Below are 17,272 nucleotides of genomic sequence, written 5' to 3'. Positions count from 1 at the left end.
CCGGAGTCCGTCGGCGGCTACACGGCGCCTTCACCGCGCCCGTCGTGGACGCCGACGTGTCGCCCGTCAGCCGAGGCGGCTGATGTCGCGGACGGCGCCCTTGTCGGCGCTGGTGGCCATCGCCGCGTAGGCGCGCAGCGCGGTGGACACCTCGCGCTCGCGGTCCTTCGGGGCGTAGACACCGCCGAGGGCCTCCCGACGGGCCGTCAGCTCCTCATCGCTCACCAGGAGTTCGATGGTCCGGCCCGGGATGTCGATCCGGATCCGGTCGCCGTCCTGGACCAGGGCGATGGTGCCGCCGGACGCCGCCTCGGGCGAGGCGTGGCCGATGGACAGGCCCGAAGTGCCGCCGGAGAAGCGGCCGTCGGTGATCAGCGCGCAGGCCTTGCCCAGACCCCGGCCCTTGAGGAAGGAGGTCGGGTAGAGCATCTCCTGCATCCCGGGGCCGCCCTTGGGTCCCTCGTAGCGGATGACCACCACATCACCCTCGGTGACCCGCTTGTTCAGGATCTTGTCGACGGCCTCGTCCTGCGATTCACAGACCACGGCCGGGCCTTCGAAGGTCCAGATCGACTCGTCGACGCCCGCGGTCTTCACCACACAGCCGTCGACGGCCAGATTGCCCCTGAGGACCGCGAGCCCGCCGTCCTTGGAGTAGGCGTGCTCCATGTCGCGGATGCAGCCGCCCGCGGCGTCGGTGTCCAGGCTGTCCCAGCGCTCGGACTGCGAGAAGGCGGTGGCGGAGCGCTTGCAGCCGGGGGCCGCGTGCCACAGCTCGACGGCCTCGGCCGACGGTGAACCGCCGCGCACGTCCCAGGTCTTGAGCCAGTCGGCGAGCGAGGAGCTGTGGACGGAGTGGACGTCCTCGTTCAGCAGCCCGCCGCGGAACAGCTCGCCCAGGATCGCCGGGATGCCGCCCGCGCGGTGCACGTCCTCCATGTAGTACGTGCCGCCGGGCGCGACGTTCGGGGCGACCTTGGCCAGGCAGGGCACCCGGCGGGAGACCTCGTCGATGTCCTTCAGGTCGTAGTCGAGACCGGCCTCCTGGGCGGCGGCCAGCAGATGCAGGATGGTGTTGGTCGAGCCGCCCATGGCGATGTCGAGCGCCATGGCGTTCTCGAAGGCGGCGCGGGAGCCGATGGAGCGCGGCAGCACGGTGTGGTCGTCCTGCTCGTAGTGGCGCTTGGTGATCTCCACGACGGTGCGGCCCGCGGTCTCGTAGAGCGCCTTGCGGGCGGTGTGGGTGGCCAGCACCGAACCGTTGCCGGGGAGGGCGAGGCCGATCGCCTCGGCCAGGCAGTTCATCGAGTTGGCGGTGAACATGCCGGAACAGGAGCCGCAGGTCGGGCAGGCGTTCTGCTCGATGCGGAGGATGTCCTCGTCCGAGACGTTCTCGTTGACCGCGTCGGAGATCGCGTTGATCAGGTCCAGCTTGCGGACGGTGCCGTCGACCAGCGTGGTCCGGCCCGCCTCCATGGGGCCGCCGGAGACGAAGACGGTCGGGATGTTGAGCCGCATCGCGGCCATCAGCATCCCGGGCGTGATCTTGTCGCAGTTGGAGATGCAGATCAGCGCGTCCGCGCAGTGGGCCTGGACCATGTACTCGACAGAGTCGGCGATCAGGTCGCGGGAGGGCAGTGAGTAGAGCATCCCGCCGTGGCCCATGGCGATGCCGTCGTCCACCGCGATGGTGTTGAACTCGCGGGGGATGCCGCCCGCCGCGTGGACCGCCTCGCTGACGATCCGGCCGACCGGCTGGAGGTGGGTGTGACCGGGCACGAACTCGGTGAAGCTGTTGGCCACGGCCACAATGGGCTTGCCGAAGTCCTCACGCGCTACGCCGGACGCCTGCATCAGGGCGCGGGCGCCCGCCATGTTGCGGCCGTGGGTGACGGTGCGGGACCTCAGCTCGGGCACGGTACTCGGCTCCCTCGTCATGCGGATGGCGATCGTGGTGCGGATCGCGTGGATCGGAGTCTTCTGAGCCTACGCCTCACATCCGCGATCCGGACAGTGTGTCCGGATCGCGGGATGACCGGCTCACTCCTCGGAAAGGTCCGGCCGGTGCCGCGGGATCGCGACCGGGCTCAGCCCTCGGTGAGATAGCGCTGGAGGGTCGGTCCCACCATGGCGATGATCTCCTCCGTCCCGGCGGAGGCCACCGGCTCCATCTTGATCACATAGCGCAGCATCGCGATCCCGATCATGTGGGCCGCGGCCAGCTGGGCCCGGAACTCGGGGTCCGGTACCTCCAGCTCACCCGCCATCCGCAGCAGCAGCCGGCGCTCGATCAGCTCGCGCAGCACCGTGGCGGCGGCCTCGTTGGTCAGCGCGGAGCGCAGTACGGCCAGCACCGGAAGCCGGGTGACCGGGTTCTCCCAGACGTCCAGCATGGAGCGGGCCATCCGCTCGCCCGCGCCCTCCAGGCCGCCGCCCCCGTGGACGGCGTCCGGCACGGTCATCGCGGGGGCCAGGATCAGTTCGATGGCCGCGCCGAAGACCTGCTCCTTGGCGCCGAAGTAGTGGTGGACCAGCGCGGGATCCACATCCGCGGCCTTGGCGATACCGCGGATGGAGGTCTTGTCATAGCCACGCTCGGCGAACTCGTTGCGCGCGGCGGTCAGGATCCGGTCGCGGGCGGCGGGCCCGTCACCGGCGCGGGCACGGGCCGGACGGCCGCGCTTGCGCGGACCCCCGGAGCCGGTGGCGCCGGTGGCACCGGTGCCTGCCGGGCCGGAGCCGGGGGCGGGGGCATCGGCCGCGCGGTCGTCGGGGCCGGTGGCGGGTGAGGGTGCGGCGGGGGTCATGAGCCGGGCACCGCCCTGCCGGAGCGGGACTTCGGGGTCGGCGAGGCCAGATGGAGCCGGGTGAAGGCCAGCGCTTCCGCGAGATCGGCCTCACGCTCGGTGGTGGACATCGCGCGCCGGGTGTTGACCTCGACCACCACATGGCCGTCGAACCCATTGACGGCGAGACGTTCCAGCAACTCGGCGCAGGGCTGGACACCGCGCCCCGGCACCAGGTGCTCGTCCTTGTTGGAGCCGTGGCCGTCGGCGAGGTGGACATGGGCCAGCCGGTCGCCCATGCGGTCCACCATGCCGATCGCGTCGGTGCGGGCGGTGGCGGTGTGCGACAGGTCGATCGTGAAGTGCCGGTAGTCGTCCTTGGTGACGTCCCAGTCCGGTGCGTAGGCGAGCATCTCGCGGTCGCGGTAGCGCCACGGATACATGTTCTCGACCGCGAACCGCACATCGGTCTCGTCCGCCATCCGCCAGATTCCGCGGACGAACTCGCGGGCGTAGGAACGCTGCCACCGGAAGGGCGGGTGGACGACGACGGTGGAGGCGCCCAGCTTCTCGGCCGCCGACCTCGCCCGCTGGAGCTTGACCCAGGGATCGGTGGACCACACCCGCTGCGTGATCAGCAGGCATGGCGCGTGCACCGCGAGGATCGGCACCTGGTGGTAGTCCGAGAGCCGACGCAGGGCCTCGATGTCCTGGCTGACCGGATCGGTCCACACCATGACCTCGACACCGTCGTAGCCCAGACGGGCGGCGATCTCGAACGCCGTCGCCGTCGACTCCGGATAGACCGAGGCTGTGGACAGCGCGACCTTCGCATCCGGGATGCGCACCACTGGCTCTGTCACGAGGGACAGCGTACGGCGGCCCGTCGGGCGGCGAGCAGAACGGGTCGGAAGCACGCCGTCATGGCGCGGTCACAAACAGGTCATGGCCGGACCATGGCGACATCGTGGCGGGCCGGAAACGGCCCCGTGCTCCGTCCCGGCCGCCGCCCTCCGACCGTGGCGAGCGTCACGTCGGCAGATGGTCCAGCCGGCGCAGGATGACGCCCTCGCGCAGCGCCCATGGACAGATCTCCAGCTCGTCGACGCCGAAGAGGTCCATCGCGCCCTCCGCGACCAGCGCCCCGGCCAGCAGCTGCCCCGCCCGCCCCTCGGACACCCCGGGCAGCTCGGCGCGTTCCGCCACGGGCATGGCGGCCAGCTTGGGCACCCACTCCTCCAGCGCTTTGCGGGTCAGCAGGCGCTCGACGTACAGGCCCTCGGTGGAGCGGGCCGCGCCCGCGATCCTGGCCAGTTGTTTGAAGGTCTTGGAGGTGGCCACCACATGGTCCGGGGCGCCATGGCGGCTGAAGTCGCCGACGGTCCGGGCGATCTCGGCCCGCACATGGCGCCGCAGCGCCCGTACGTCGGCCGCCTCGGGCGGGTCCCCGGGCAGCCAGGAGGAGGTCAGCCGACCCGCGCCCAGCGGCAGCGACACGGCCGCGTCGGGCTCCTCGTCGATCCCATAAGCGATCTCCAGCGAGCCACCGCCGATGTCCAGGACCAGCAACTTCCCCGCCGACCAGCCGAACCAGCGGCGGGCGGCCAGAAAAGTGAGCCGCGCCTCGTCCGCGCCGCTGAGCACCTGGAGCCGGACCCCGGTCTCCTCGGCGACCCGGGCGAGGACGTCATCGGCGTTGGCCGCCTCACGGACGGCGGAGGTCGCGAACGGCAGCACATCCTCGACGCCCTTGTCCTCGGCCGCCTGAAGGGCCTCGTGGACCACCGCGATCAGGCGTTCCACCCCCTCGGGGCCGATGGCTCCGTCGCCGTCGAGGAGTTCGGCCAGCCGCAGCTCCACCTTGTGCGAGTGCGCGGGCAGCGGGCACGCGCCGGGGTGCGCGTCCACCACCAGCAGGTGGACGGTATTCGAACCCACATCGAGGACACCGAGTCTCATGGCCAGAACGCTACTGCGCACAGTGCGTACTCATGCACGGGTCCCCACCTTCCGCTTTCGGCTGAGGGGCATACCCTTGCTCCGTGGCAAAGACGAAAAAGGCGAAGCAGGACAAAGGCCAGAAGCGCGCCCCGGAGCGGAGGGCCGAGGAACAGATCTCGTCCCCGGCCGGGGACGAGGTCGGCCTCGACTTCGCCCGCGCGTGGGTCGAATTCCCCGATCCGGCCGACGACGAACAGGTCTTCCGGTGTGATCTGACCTGGCTGACCTCCCGATGGACCTGTGTTTTCGGCCAGGGCTGCCAGGGCATCCAGGCGGGTCGCGCGAGCGATGGCTGCTGCACGCTGGGCGCGCACTTCTCGGACGAGGAGGACGAGGAGCGCGTCGGGCGCCATATGGCCCGGCTCACCCCGGAGCTCTGGCAGTTCCACGACGAGGGGCACGCCCGGGGCTGGGTGCAGGAGGACGAGGACGGTGAGCGCCAGACCCGCCGCCACCAGGGCTCGTGCATCTTCCAGAACCGCCCCGGATTCGCGGGCGGCGCGGGCTGCGCCCTGCACATCCTGGCGCTGCGCGAGGGCCGCGAACCGCTGGAGACCAAGCCGGACGTGTGCTGGCAGCTGCCGGTGCGGCGGACGTACGAGTGGATCGACCGGCCCGACGACACCCAGGTGCTCCAGGTCACCATCGGCGAGTACGACCGGCGCGGCTGGGGGCCGGGCGGCCACGATCTGCACTGGTGGTGCACCTCGGCGACCTCGGCGCACGGGGCCGGTGATCCGGTGTACGTCTCCTACCGGCCGGAGCTCACGGAGCTGATGGGCAAGGCCGGATACGACCGGCTGGCCGAGCTCTGTGAGGCCCGCCTGGCGTCCACGCTGCCGCTGCTGGCCCCGCATCCGGCCGACCCGGCCGCGCGGGCCGCCACGGACTGATCCGCCCGTATCCCGGCTCAGCGCCTCGCTGCTGTCCCGTGCGGTTTCGTCGCGCCCCGAAGGGGCGCGGGGCTGTGTCGATGTGCGGCTCCGCCGCGTGGGCGCGACCAGCCACGACGCGGCCGCAGACGGACGACGGCACCTCGCGGCACGTCCCGCGGAGAGCACTCAGTCCTTCGGCGTGGCCGAGCCGGAGGGGGCGGGGGACGGATCGTCCGGCGAGGGGCTCGGGGTGCCGGACGGCTCACTGGGCCCAGGCGTCGGCTCGGGGGGCGCGCCCTGGCCCTCGATCACCACCGCCGCGCCCGAGGGCCCGATCGTGACCCGGGCGCTCCAGTGGCCGGACGGCTCGCGCTCCTGGTCCACCGAGACCGTGACCGTCGTGGACTCACCGGGCCGGAGCATCCCGGCCGTGTGGTTCAGCAGAAGCCAGTCCGCCGTCGCGGAGGCGGACCAGCGGACCGGGGAGCCACCGGAGGCCGTGAGGGTGATGACGGTCGTCTCGCCCTGGGGCTGGGCCTCGACCGTCAGCCGCCCCGGGCCGGGCGCGGGCCGGGCCGGGCCGGAGCCGCCTCCGGGACGGTCGCTGCGGTCCGTGGAGCCCGGTGTGCCCGGCCGCCGGTCGCCGTTCTTCCCGGCGTGCCCACCACGGTGCTCCACCGTGCCGTCCGGGCTGATGACCTCGACCGAGACATCCGATGGCCGCTTGCCGCCCTTGGCGCTCCGGGTGGGGCCGAGCGGAGCGCCGGAACGGTCCTGCGCGCTGCCGGTGCGCTCGTAGGAGCGTCCGTCCAGCCGCTTGTGACCGGCGGGCGCCTGCTCGGCGGCGTCCGCGTTGGCGGCGGCCACCGAGTCCGTGTCGTGCTTGTCACCGGTCGGCGGGGCGCCCCGGTAGGCCGCCCACAGCGCGAGCACCGGGGCCGCCACGACCGTGGCGACCACCGCGGTGGTGAGCGCGCGGCTGCGCATCCGGCTGCGCCGCGCGGCCCGGTCCTGGGGGTCCAGCGGGAAGCCGCGCCGATCGAAGCGGGGGCCTGGGACGGCGCGCGCGGGGCGCCCGCTGAGGGCGCACATCATCGCGGCCTGCACCGCCGCCCGCGGCGCCTCCACCAGCGGCAGCGCCGCGGGCGCCGCGGCCGTACCGGGCCAGGGGCCGTTCGCCGTGGCCCGCTCGGCCATCCGGCGGCACTCACGGCAGTCGTCCACATGCCGCACCAGCTCACGGCGGAGGGCGGCGGAGAGCAGCACCTGGGTGTCGCCCGCGAGCCGGGCGACCACCGGGCAGTGGCCCAGCTCGACGACGGCGAGCGCGGCGCGCGTCCGCTCCACCTCGCAGGCCGCGCTGGCGAGCAGGGCGCGGGTCTCGTCCTGCTCCTTGCCGAGTGCGGCGGCCACCTCGGCCGGGGTGAGCTGATGGCGCACCGCGAGCTCGAGCGCCTCGCGCTGCTCGGCGGTGGTCCCGGCGGCCTCCGGCCAGGCGAGCGCGGCCAGTTCACGGCGGCGCTGGGCGGCGAGCGGCTCGGGCAGTCCGGCGTCGGCGGCGGAACCGGCAGCGGCGGCAGCGGTGTCGGCGGTGCCCGGCGGGGTGTCCGGCCCCTGGTCGCCGTGGCGCGCGCGGACCGCCCGCCAGTCCCGGAGCCCCCGGTACTCCCGACGCTCCTTCAGCTCGGCCAGCTTCCGCAGACAGGCCCAGCGGGCGACCGCGTAGAGCCAGGGGCGGCACAGATCGCCCTCGGCGGGCCCGCGCCCGCGCCCCCGGCCGCGCCGTCGCTCGGCCACCGCCAGCACATCGCCGAGGGTGACGGCAGCCGCGTCGTGTTCGCACAGGACCGACAGGCAGTACGTGAACAGGCCGTCGAGGTACGGCTCGTAGCGCGCGGGCGGGCGCTGGGGGCGCGTATTGCCGGAGCGCGGCGCACGCCGATCCGCCCGGTGTCCGCCGGTGGCCTGTGTCGAGTGCTCGGACCTGCTGCTCATCACTCGGTGACGGTAGGCGGATGATGCAGACTTCCTCGCGCCACTTGCACAGTTTTAACCCTTACGGGTGACCATCTCCCTCATAAGGGGACAGGTGTCCCACCCTGGTGGCCGCAACCTGCTATGTGCTCCCGGACCGGGCCCGCGGCGCCCCGCTGTCGGCGGCCGACGCTAGCGTTACGGCATGGCTGCCCGTAGCTCCTCCCGCTCATCCGCCAAGGACCGGCCCTCCTACCGCTGCACCGAATGCGGCTGGACCACCGCCAAGTGGCTCGGCCGCTGTCCCGAGTGCCAAGCGTGGGGCACCGTCGAGGAGTTCGGCACACCCGCGGTGCGGACCACCGCACCGGGGCGGGTCACCTCGGCCGCGGTGCCCATCGGCCAGGTCGACGGCCGTCAGGCCACCGCCCGCTCCACCGGGGTGGACGAGCTGGACCGGGTGCTCGGCGGCGGTCTGGTGCCCGGCGCCGTGGTGCTGCTCGCCGGGGAGCCGGGGGTCGGCAAGTCCACGCTGCTGCTCGACGTCTCCGCCAAGGCCGCCACCGACGAACACCGCACGCTGTACATCACCGGGGAGGAGTCGGCGAGCCAGGTGCGGCTGCGCGCCGACCGCATCGGCGCGCTCAGCGAGCAGCTGTATCTCGCCGCGGAGACCGACCTCTCCGCCGTCCTCGGCCATCTCGACTCGGTCAAGCCGTCCCTGCTGGTGCTGGACTCCGTGCAGACCGTCGCCTCCCCCGAGATCGACGGCGCGCCGGGCGGGATGGCACAGGTCCGCGAGGTGGCCGGGGCGCTCATCCGCGCCTCCAAGGAGCGCGGGATGTCCACCCTGCTGGTGGGCCATGTGACCAAGGACGGCGCGATCGCGGGCCCCCGGCTGCTGGAGCACCTGGTCGATGTGGTGCTGCACTTCGAGGGCGACCGGCACGCCCGGCTGCGGCTGGTGCGCGGGGTGAAGAACCGCTACGGGGCCACCGACGAGGTCGGCTGCTTCGAGCTGCACGACGAGGGCATCACCGGTCTCGCCGACCCCTCCGGGCTCTTCCTCACCCGCCGCGACGAGCCGGTGCCGGGCACCTGTCTGACCGTCACGCTGGAGGGCCGCAGGCCGCTGGTGGCCGAGGTGCAGGCGCTCACCGTGGACACCCAGATCCCCTCCCCCCGCCGCACCACCTCGGGTCTGGAGACCTCGCGGGTGTCGATGATGCTCGCCGTGCTGGAGCAGCGCGGCCGGATCAACGCGCTGGGCAAGCGCGACATCTACAGCGCCACGGTGGGCGGGGTGAAGCTGACCGAGCCCGCCGCGGACCTGGCCGTGGCGCTGGCGCTGGCCAGCGCCGCCAGTGACACCCCGCTGCCGAAGAACCTGGTGGCGATCGGCGAGGTGGGGCTCGCGGGCGAGGTCCGCCGGGTCACGGGGGTGCAGCGGCGGCTGGCCGAGGCCGCCCGGCTCGGCTTCACCCACGCCCTCGTCCCCTCCGACCCGGGCCGGATCCCCGACGGGATGCGGGTGCTGGAGGTCGCGGACATCGGGGACGCGCTGCGGGTGCTGCCCCGGCGCCGGGAGCGGGGCGAGCGGGCCCCGGCGACCACCGGGGACCGCGGCTGAGCCGGTCGGTTACGGTGCGTCGGGGCGGAGGGCTGAGTGCCGCACTCCGCTTCCTGCCCACGGGCGTACGCCGGGAGGCCCCACGGGAGGCCGTTGACCGCCGGTAGACTTTGCCCTGGTCTCGCCCGTACGTGGCCTCGCACACCGGCACGGAAGGGCGATCGCGGCACCGACAGACGTGGCGACGGAGGAGTGCAGTGGCAGCAGGCGACCGGGCTTCGGCTCCCGGCAAAGCCGACGGTCTGATGCGCGCCTCCCTGAGCGCGGTCGCGCCCGGTACGGCGCTGCGCGACGGCCTGGAGCGGGTGCTCCGCGGCAATACGGGCGGGCTGATCGTGCTCGGCACGGACCGCACCGTGGAGTCGCTGTGCACCGGCGGCTTCGTCCTCGACGTCGAGTTCACCGCGACCCGGCTGCGCGAGCTGTGCAAGCTGGACGGCGCGCTGATCCTCGACAAGGACATCACCAAGATCGTGCGGGCGGGGGTGCAGCTCGTCCCGGACGCGGCGATCCCCACCGAGGAGACCGGCACCCGCCACCGCACCGCGCAGCGCGTCTCGATCCAGACCGGCTTCCCGGTGGTCTCCGTCAGCCAGTCGATGCGGCTGATCGCGCTGTATGTGGACGGGCAGCGGCGGGTCCTGGAGGACTCCGCGGCGATCCTCTCCCGCGCCAACCAGGCGCTGGCCACCCTGGAGCGCTACAAGCTCCGGCTGGACGAGGTCGCGGGCACCCTCTCCGCCCTGGAGATCGAGGACCTGGTCACGGTCCGGGACGTGACCGCGGTCGCACAGCGTCTTGAGATGGTCCGGCGCATCGCCACCGAGATCGCCGAGTACGTGGTCGAGCTCGGCACCGACGGGCGGCTGCTCTCCCTCCAGCTGGACGAGCTGATCGCGGGTGTGGAGCCGGAGCGCGAGCTCGTGGTGCGTGACTACGTCCCCGAGCCGACCGCCAAGCGCACCCGCACCGTCGCCGACGCGCTCGCCGAGCTGGACCGGCTGACCCATGCCGAGCTGCTCGAACTGCCCATCGTGGCACGGGCGCTGGGGTACAGCGGCTCGCCCGAGACGCTGGACGCGGCGGTCTCGCCGCGCGGCTTCCGGCTGCTGGCGAAGGTGCCGCGGCTTCCGGGGGCCATCATCGAGCGGCTGGTGGAGCACTTCGGCGGATTGCAGAAGCTGCTGGCCGCCAGCGTGGACGATCTCCAGATGGTGGACGGCGTGGGCGAGGCGCGGGCGCGCTCGGTCCGCGAGGGGCTCTCCCGGCTGGCCGAGTCGTCGATCCTGGAACGTTACGTCTGACGGCGAAAGGGGCCCCGAAGGGCCCCTGACCGCCGGCCCCTCCCCGGGGCGTCAGTCCTTCTTCAGGACGAACGACACCTGCGCGGTGCCGAGTCCGTCCAGCTTCGCTTCCACCAGGTAGGTGCCCGACGTGGCCGCCGCCCGCCCCGACGGGGTGGCGCAGTGCTCGGCGCTGCGCTTGCGGTCCCACTCCACGGTGCGCTTGGTCTCGCCGGAGCCCGGCACCTCGACCAGGGCGGTGGCGCTGCCCTCCGGGCAGTCGCCGGAGGCCCAGATGTGCGCGTTGTCCGCGTCGGTGATGGTCAACGAGGCGGCCTCGCGGCCGAAGTCGACCTTGCAGGAGCTGTTCGAGGTGTTCTTCACGACGATCTCGAACGTGGGCTTCTCACCCGGCCCGTAGGAGTTCCTGACCTTCTCGCCCTTGACGCTGCGCACCGTCAGGTCGATGTCCCCGCGGCGGCAGTCGGGCAGGCTGGAGCCGACCGGGAGGGTCCGTCCGTCGCCGCTGCCGATGCCGCCGCCGGTACCACCGGAGCCGCTGCCGCCGGAACCGGAGCCCGTACCACCGCTGTCCGTGCCCTCGTCGTCGGTGCCACCGGAACCGGGGTCATCGGATCCGCCGCCGCCGTCCGACTCGTCGCGCCCACCCGGCCGTTCGCTGTTGACCGGGGTGGAGGAGGTGGGTCCGGGGGTGATGGTGGACGCGGGTCCGCCGCCCGGTCGCTTGCCGTCGTCGTGTCCACCGCCACCCGAACCGCCCCAGTCGGAGGCCCAGATGACAAGGAGTACGAGGAGGACGAGAAGGGCCAGCGCAACGGCCCTCCGCCGCCAGTAGATGGAGGAGGGAAGCGGCCCGATCGGATTGCGCAGAGATCCCACGCGGAAACTCTACGAGAGATCCGCAGCGCGACCCGCCAATAATCACCGCTCGAACCCCTACTTTTCTCATCATCGGACAGGATCCGCCATCCGGGGCCGTACCCCGGGACGGCAAGCGGCCGTCCGTTCCCGCCACGACGCCCGGATTGCACGATTTTTTACCAGCGCGGCGCGGCTCGACCCGAACGCCCGCGCCCTCGGCCACCGTCGGGGGCCCCGGCATGCCAGGATCGTCAGTGATGACTGCCAATCCCGCCCTTCCGGCCGCCGTAAGCCCGACCTCCACCGACGGTGCCACCCTCCACCGGCCCGTCATCGACTGGTTCGACGCGCACGCCCGCGATCTGCCCTGGCGCCGCCCGGAGGCGGGGGCCTGGGGTGTGATGGTGAGCGAGTTCATGCTTCAGCAGACCCCGGTGAGCCGGGTGCTGCCGGTGTACGAGCAGTGGCTCGCCCGCTGGCCGCGCCCCGCCGACCTGGCCGCCGAGCCGCCCGGTGAGGCGGTCCGCGCCTGGGGCCGGCTCGGCTATCCGCGCCGCGCCCTGCGGCTGCACGGCGCCGCGGCCGCGATAAGGGAGCGGCACGGCGGCGACGTACCGACCGACCACGCGCAGCTGCTGGCGCTGCCGGGCGTGGGCGAATACACGGCCGCGGCGGTGGCGTCCTTCGCGTACGGACAGCGCCACGCGGTCCTGGACACCAATGTGCGGCGGGTGTTCGCGCGGGCCATCGCCGGTACGCAGTACCCGCCGAACGCCACCACCGCCGCCGAACGCAAGCTGGCCCGCACCCTGCTGCCCGACGACGAGCACACCGCGGCCCGCTGGGCGGCCGCCACGATGGAGCTGGGCGCGCTGGTGTGCACGGCCCGTACGCCCGCCTGTGTGCGCTGCCCGATCGTGGCGCACTGTGCCTGGCAGGGGGCCGGGGCACCGGAGCACGAGGGCCCGCCGCGGCGCGGCCAGACCTACGCCGGGACCGACCGGCAGGTGCGCGGCAAGCTGTTGGCGGTGTTGCGGGAGGCGATCACGCCGGTTGCACAGGCGTCGCTGGACCAGGTGTGGGACGAACCGGTGCAACGGGCCCGGGCGCTGGACGGTCTGGTGGCCGACGGTCTCGTCGAACCGCTCGCGGGCGGGTACTACCGGCTGCCGCTGACGTGATCCGCCCCACCCTCAACAGCCCTTCTGTGACAGAGCTGTGACACGGTACGGACCCGGTTCTGACACGCCGTCGCTCCGGGTTCCGTTGTTACACAACCTATGGATAGCTGTGCATTGGCCGAGGTGCTGATGCACATGGCGCCGCAACAGCGCCTCCGTAGCGTCCTTCCCGTGCTGGACGACCGCCAGCGCATCCGATGGGGAACACGCGGGATGGAGGCTGCACATGTCCGGCAGCGGCAAGGTTCTGGATTTTGAAGAGTACGTGCGGAACCGGCAGGACGCCCTGCTGCGCAGCGCCCGCCGGCTGGTCCCCGACCCCGTCGAGGCGCAGGACCTCCTCCAGACGGCTCTGGTGCGCACCTACGGACGCTGGGACGGCATAGCGGACAAGTCGCTCGCCGACGCCTACCTCCGACGCGTCATGATCAACACCCGTACCGAGTGGTGGCGTGCCCGCAAGCTGGACGAGGTGCCCACCGAGCAGCTGCCGGAGGCCAGTGTCGAGGACGGCACCGAGCAGCACGCCGACCGCGCCCTGTTGATCGACATCCTCGGAGTTCTGGCTCCCAAGCAGCGCAGTGTCGTAGTGCTGCGACACTGGGAGCAGATGACGACAGAGGAGACGGCGGAGGCGCTGGGTATGTCGACCGGCACGGTCAAGAGCACGCTGCACCGGGCACTGGCCCGGCTGCGGCAGGAGCTGGAGAGCCGCGACCTGGACGCCCGTGCGCTCGGTCGCCACCGCGGGGAGGACAAGGCTGCCGCCCCGGTGCGCAAGCCCACCCGGCTCCGCCGCGCCCGCCACGAGCGGGAGCAGGAACGGTGCGCGGCCTGACCAGGGCCTCTCCCCTCAGGAGCGCAATGATCACCGGCGGCGCGGTCGTAGGACTCGCGGCCGCCGGAGGCTGGATGCTGGCCGGCTGCGGCACGAGCAGCCAGGGGGTGCGCAAGGAAGGCCCTGCGCAAACCGAGTGGACGTCGACCGCCGCGGACTCCGGCAAGCAGGCGGGCGGTGCCTCGGCCCTGCCCAGCCCCCAGCAGAAGATCGACCCCGTCCGGCTGGTCAAAGAGGACTCCCAGGTCAGTGAGGACCTGAAGGAGAACCTCAAGCCCTGCCGGAAGGCCACCAAGAGCACACCGCTGGTCGATGGCTATCCGCTGGACATCACCAAGGGCAAACTGACCGGATCCGGCTCCCCCGATCTGGTCATCAACGTCATGTCCTGCACCGACGGCTTCGGCATCGGCTCGTATGTGTACCGCAAGGTGGGGCAGAAGTACCAGAACGTCTTCCAGGATGAGAAGCCTCCCGTCTACGCCGTCATCGCCAAGGGCACACTCCAGGTCACCCAGCTCTCCTACTCCTCCGGGGATCCCGTCTGCTGTCCCTCGCGCGAGGACCTCATCACCTACCGTTGGTCCGGGCAGCTCCAGGAGTTCGCGGAAGTCACCCGCAAGCACACGGACTACAGCACGCCCAAGGACGAACCGACCCCGGAACCAGACGGAACGGAAGGCTGACCCCAGGCTGTGGCCGAAACCCATGTGCTCTTCGTCGAGGACGACGATGTCATTCGCGAGGCCACCCAGCTCGCTCTGGAGCGCGACGGTTTTCTGGTGACCGCCGCGCCCGACGGGCTGACCGGACTGGAGCAGTTCCGCGCCCGCCGGCCCGATATCGCGCTGCTCGATGTGATGGTCCCCGGGCTGGACGGCGTGAGCCTGTGCCGCCGGATCCGCGATGAGTCCACCGTCCCCGTGATCATGCTGTCGGCCCGTGCCGACGCGATCGACGTGGTGCTCGGCCTGGAGGCCGGTGCCGACGACTACGTCACCAAGCCTTTCGACGGCGCGGTGCTGGTCGCCCGGATCCGGGCGGTGCTGCGCCGCTTCGGCCACGCCAGCGGCCCGGGCGGCCGGGGCGGGGAGGACGGCCCGGAGGAACCGGACTGCGGAGTGCTGCGGTTCGGCGATCTGGAGGTGGACCCGGAGGGCATGGAGGTCCGCAAGGGCGGTGAGCAGGTCGCGCTGACCCCGACCGAGATGCGGCTGCTGCTGGAGTTCTCCTCCGCGCCGGGCACCGTGCTCTCCCGCGACAAGCTGCTGGAGCGGGTCTGGGAGTACGGCTGGGGCGGGGACACCCGGGTGGTGGACGTCCATGTGCAGCGGCTGCGCGGCAAGATAGGCCAGGACCGTATCGAGACGGTCCGTGGCTTCGGCTACAAGCTCAAGGGCTGACCCGGTGGTGAAGCTCGCACTCCGCTCCGGACTGCGCTGGAAGGTCAGCCTGGCCATCGCCGCCGTGAGCGCGCTCGTCGCCGTCGCGCTGAGCCTCGTTGTGCACAACGCGGCCCGGGTCTCGATGCTCGACACCAGCCGCAATGTGATGGACGATCGGGTGAAGGTCGCCCAGCGGTGGTACGAGCAGTCCCGGGTGCTGGGATTCGGCGCCAAACTGGACGACCCCGAACTGCCCGAGCAGCTGAAGAAGGAGGCTTGGCGCGGTCAGCGCGCCACCTACCTGGAGGACTCCGGCACCGGCACCCCCGAGGTGTGGGCCTCGGTCCCGCTTCAGAACGGCAAAGTGCTGTCGGTGCACACCCAGTTCAAGGACCGCTTCGCCGTCCTCGACGATCTGGACCGGGTGCTGATCCTGGGCTCGGTGTCGGTGGTACTGGGCGGGATCGCGCTCGGGGTGCTCATCGGCGACCAACTCTCCCGTCGGCTGCGCAAGGCCGCCACCGCGGCCCGCAAACTGGCCGAGGGCGACTCCGAGGTGCGGGTGCGGGAGGCGATCGGCGGCCGGGTGCGCGACGAGACCGACGATCTCGCCCGCGCCGTCGACGGCATGGCCGAGGCGTTGCAGCAGCGGCTCGAGGCGGAGCGCCGGGTCACCGCCGATATCGCCCATGAGCTGCGCACCCCGGTCACCGGACTGCTCACCGCCGCCGAACTGCTGCCTCCGGGGCGCCCGACCGAACTGGTCCGGGACCGGGCACAGGCGATGCGCACCCTGGTCGAGGACGTCCTGGAGGTGGCGCGGCTGGACGGCTTCGCCGAGCGCGCCGAACTCCAGGAGATCGAGCTGGCCGAGTTCATCACCCGCCGGGTGCGGGTGGTGGCCCCGGACGCGGTGGTCACCGTGCTGCGTGACGCCCATGTCTCCACCGATCCGCGCAGACTGGAGCGGATCCTCGGCAATCTCCTCGCCAACGCCGCCCGGCACGGCAAACCGCCCTTCGAGGTGACCGTCGAAGGGCGGGTGCTGCGCGTGCGCGACCACGGCTCCGGCTTCCCGGAGGCACTGCTGAAGGACGGACCGAGCCGCTTCCGCACCGGCAGCAAGGACCGGGCGGGCAAGGGCCATGGACTGGGGCTGACCATCGCCGCGGGCCAGGCGCGGGTGCTGGGCGCCCGGCTGACCTTCCGGAACGCGGAGCCGACGGCCGAGGGCGAGGACGGCGCGGTGGCGGTGCTGTGGCTGCCGGAGTCCGCGCCCACCAACACCGGCAGCTTCCCCGTCATCGAGGTCCCGGACTGAGCGTCCTCACTCCTCGGCGCAGCCCTCCCAGGGCACGCTGAGGTCCAGCTCCTCGCGGGGCTGGGTGAACGAGAACCAGTTGCCGGAGTCGTCGCGGAAGAGCGCCTCGGTGCCGTAGGGGCGCTCCTGCGGCTCCTGGAGGAACTCCACGCCCTTGGCCTTGAGCGCCGCGTAGTCCCCGTGGATGTCGTCGGTGGTGAGCACGCCCGCGCCGAGCACGCCCTTGGCGACCAGCTTCTTCACGGCCTCGGCCGACTCCGGGTCCAGCCCCGGGGTGCCGGGCACCATCAGGGTGAGCTGCACATCGGGCTGGTCCTTGGCGCCGACGGTGAGCCAGCGCATCCCGTCGTCCCCGCCGATCCGCATATCGGTGCGGACCTCGAAGCCCAGCTTCTCGGTGTAGAACTCCTTCGCCCGGTCCTGATCGAGTACCCAGACGGTGACGATGGACATTCCCTTGATCATTGCTGCCTCCGCACTCGACGGCCGGTTCGATGGACGCTTCCGCGTCATCGCCACCGTAGGCACCGGGCCGCCCGACGGGCTTCTCAAGAGTTGCTGTCCTCAGAGTTGCTGTCCTCGGAACCACCCGCGGGACCGCTCCGGAAGCCGCCGCTCCAGAGCATCGCGTAGCACCCCGGTATCAGCGCCGCGCCCCGGCCGACATGCTTTCGCCGGTAGGCGCTCGGGGTCAGCCCGGTCTGCTTCTTGAAGCTGGACGAGAAGGTGCCCAGGCTGCTGAAGCCGACGAGGGTGCAGATCTCGGTGACGGAGAGATTGGCCGAGCGCAGCAGCTCCTCGGCCCGCTCGATCCGGCGGCGGCTCAGGTACTGGCCGGGGGTGGAGCCGTAGACCGCCTTGAAGGCGCGGAGGAAGTGATAGCGGGAGTACCCGGCGTGGGCGGCCACCGCGTCCAGGTCGAGGGGCTCGGCCCAGTCACGGTCCATCACGTCCTTGGCGAGCCGCAGCCGCCGCAGATGCTCCAGCCGGGCCTCGCCCGGTGTGGTCGCCATGGTTCCGATGCTGACATGCCCCACCGACAGCGGGCTGCCCGGCGCCGTCCCCCGGCCCGGAGAGGGGCACGGGAGGGACGCCGGACAGCCCGGCTGGGACAGT

Annotated in this window: 16 protein-coding genes; 8 read left to right on the top strand and 8 right to left on the bottom strand. The window is 72.2% G+C overall.

The window, feature by feature from the left end:
• Positions 1-66: 66 nt before the first annotated feature.
• The 4 genes from ilvD to JK363_RS34625 form a co-directional block, all read right to left on the bottom strand.
• A complete protein-coding gene (gene ilvD, locus JK363_RS34640) occupies positions 67-1,917 on the bottom strand; it encodes a dihydroxy-acid dehydratase (RefSeq protein ID WP_201881423.1) in 1,851 nt (616 codons plus the stop codon).
• Positions 1,918-2,087: 170 nt separating this feature from the next.
• Entirely contained in the window at positions 2,088-2,807 is a 720-nt protein-coding gene (locus JK363_RS34635) for a TetR/AcrR family transcriptional regulator (RefSeq protein WP_201881421.1), read from the bottom strand.
• On the bottom strand, positions 2,804-3,649 hold the full coding sequence (locus JK363_RS34630; RefSeq protein ID WP_372444911.1) for a sugar phosphate isomerase/epimerase family protein: 846 nt from the start codon (positions 3,647-3,649) through the stop codon (positions 2,804-2,806). The genes JK363_RS34635 and JK363_RS34630 overlap by 4 nt, the downstream gene beginning before the upstream one ends.
• Before the next feature lie 166 nt (positions 3,650-3,815).
• Positions 3,816-4,745, bottom strand: a complete 930-nt coding sequence (locus JK363_RS34625) for a Ppx/GppA family phosphatase (protein WP_201881419.1) — start codon at positions 4,743-4,745, stop codon at positions 3,816-3,818.
• 83 nt (positions 4,746-4,828) lie between these two features.
• Between JK363_RS34625 and JK363_RS34620 the strand changes: the two genes are divergently transcribed.
• A complete protein-coding gene (locus JK363_RS34620) occupies positions 4,829-5,680 on the top strand; it encodes a DUF3109 family protein (RefSeq protein WP_201881417.1) in 852 nt (283 codons plus the stop codon).
• Positions 5,681-5,848: 168 nt separating this feature from the next.
• On the opposite strand, the gene JK363_RS34615 is transcribed toward JK363_RS34620, so the two are convergent.
• Positions 5,849-7,657, bottom strand: a complete 1,809-nt coding sequence (locus tag JK363_RS34615) for a BACON domain-containing protein (protein ID WP_201881414.1) — start codon at positions 7,655-7,657, stop codon at positions 5,849-5,851.
• Positions 7,658-7,841: 184 nt separating this feature from the next.
• Here JK363_RS34615 and radA point away from each other — a divergent pair, with 184 nt between their 5' ends.
• Together radA and disA are read left to right on the top strand one after the other, a co-directional pair.
• Positions 7,842-9,266 (top strand): DNA repair protein RadA, encoded by a 1,425-nt coding sequence (gene radA, locus JK363_RS34610; protein ID WP_201881412.1) that lies wholly within the window; start codon positions 7,842-7,844, stop codon positions 9,264-9,266.
• Between the two features lie 245 nt (positions 9,267-9,511).
• Positions 9,512-10,570 (top strand): DNA integrity scanning diadenylate cyclase DisA, encoded by a 1,059-nt coding sequence (gene disA / locus JK363_RS34605; protein ID WP_201881435.1) that lies wholly within the window; start codon positions 9,512-9,514, stop codon positions 10,568-10,570.
• 51 nt (positions 10,571-10,621) lie between these two features.
• Here the strand turns inward: disA and JK363_RS34600 are convergent, their stop codons facing one another.
• A complete protein-coding gene (locus JK363_RS34600; RefSeq protein WP_201881410.1) occupies positions 10,622-11,449 on the bottom strand; it encodes a hypothetical protein in 828 nt (275 codons plus the stop codon).
• Between the two features lie 239 nt (positions 11,450-11,688).
• Here JK363_RS34600 and JK363_RS34595 point away from each other — a divergent pair, with 239 nt between their 5' ends.
• The 5 genes from JK363_RS34595 to cseC all read left to right on the top strand — a co-directional run bounded on the left by JK363_RS34595 (position 11,689) and on the right by cseC (position 16,156).
• Positions 11,689-12,612, top strand: coding sequence for an HhH-GPD family protein (locus tag JK363_RS34595; RefSeq protein ID WP_201881408.1), 924 nt, complete (start codon positions 11,689-11,691; stop codon positions 12,610-12,612).
• Positions 12,613-12,838: 226 nt separating this feature from the next.
• Positions 12,839-13,450, top strand: a complete 612-nt coding sequence (locus tag JK363_RS34590; RefSeq protein WP_201881406.1) for a SigE family RNA polymerase sigma factor — start codon at positions 12,839-12,841, stop codon at positions 13,448-13,450.
• A gap of 26 nt (positions 13,451-13,476) precedes the next feature.
• Complete coding sequence (locus JK363_RS34585) at positions 13,477-14,136, top strand: hypothetical protein (protein WP_201881404.1); 660 nt, start codon at positions 13,477-13,479, stop codon at positions 14,134-14,136.
• Positions 14,137-14,145: 9 nt separating this feature from the next.
• The gene (cseB, locus tag JK363_RS34580; RefSeq protein ID WP_201881403.1) at positions 14,146-14,853 is read left to right on the top strand and encodes a two-component system response regulator CseB; all 708 of its coding nucleotides are present in this window, start codon (positions 14,146-14,148) and stop codon (positions 14,851-14,853) included.
• 4 nt (positions 14,854-14,857) lie between these two features.
• Positions 14,858-16,156, top strand: a complete 1,299-nt coding sequence (cseC, locus tag JK363_RS34575; RefSeq protein ID WP_201881401.1) for a two-component system sensor histidine kinase CseC — start codon at positions 14,858-14,860, stop codon at positions 16,154-16,156.
• 6 nt (positions 16,157-16,162) lie between these two features.
• Here cseC and JK363_RS34570 read toward each other — a convergent pair whose 3' ends face one another.
• Both JK363_RS34570 and JK363_RS34565 read right to left on the bottom strand, forming a co-directional pair.
• On the bottom strand, positions 16,163-16,621 hold the full coding sequence (locus tag JK363_RS34570; protein WP_201881400.1) for a VOC family protein: 459 nt from the start codon (positions 16,619-16,621) through the stop codon (positions 16,163-16,165).
• Between the two features lie 83 nt (positions 16,622-16,704).
• On the bottom strand, positions 16,705-17,169 hold the full coding sequence (locus JK363_RS34565; protein WP_201881399.1) for a helix-turn-helix domain-containing protein: 465 nt from the start codon (positions 17,167-17,169) through the stop codon (positions 16,705-16,707).
• Positions 17,170-17,272: the final 103 nt, after the last annotated feature.

Source organism: Streptomyces coffeae (assembly GCF_016741875.1).
Lineage (GTDB): Bacteria > Actinomycetota > Actinomycetes > Streptomycetales > Streptomycetaceae > Streptomyces > Streptomyces coffeae.
The sequence above is the reverse complement of the archived record's forward strand: the minus strand, read 5'-3'. Positions and strand labels throughout refer to the sequence as shown.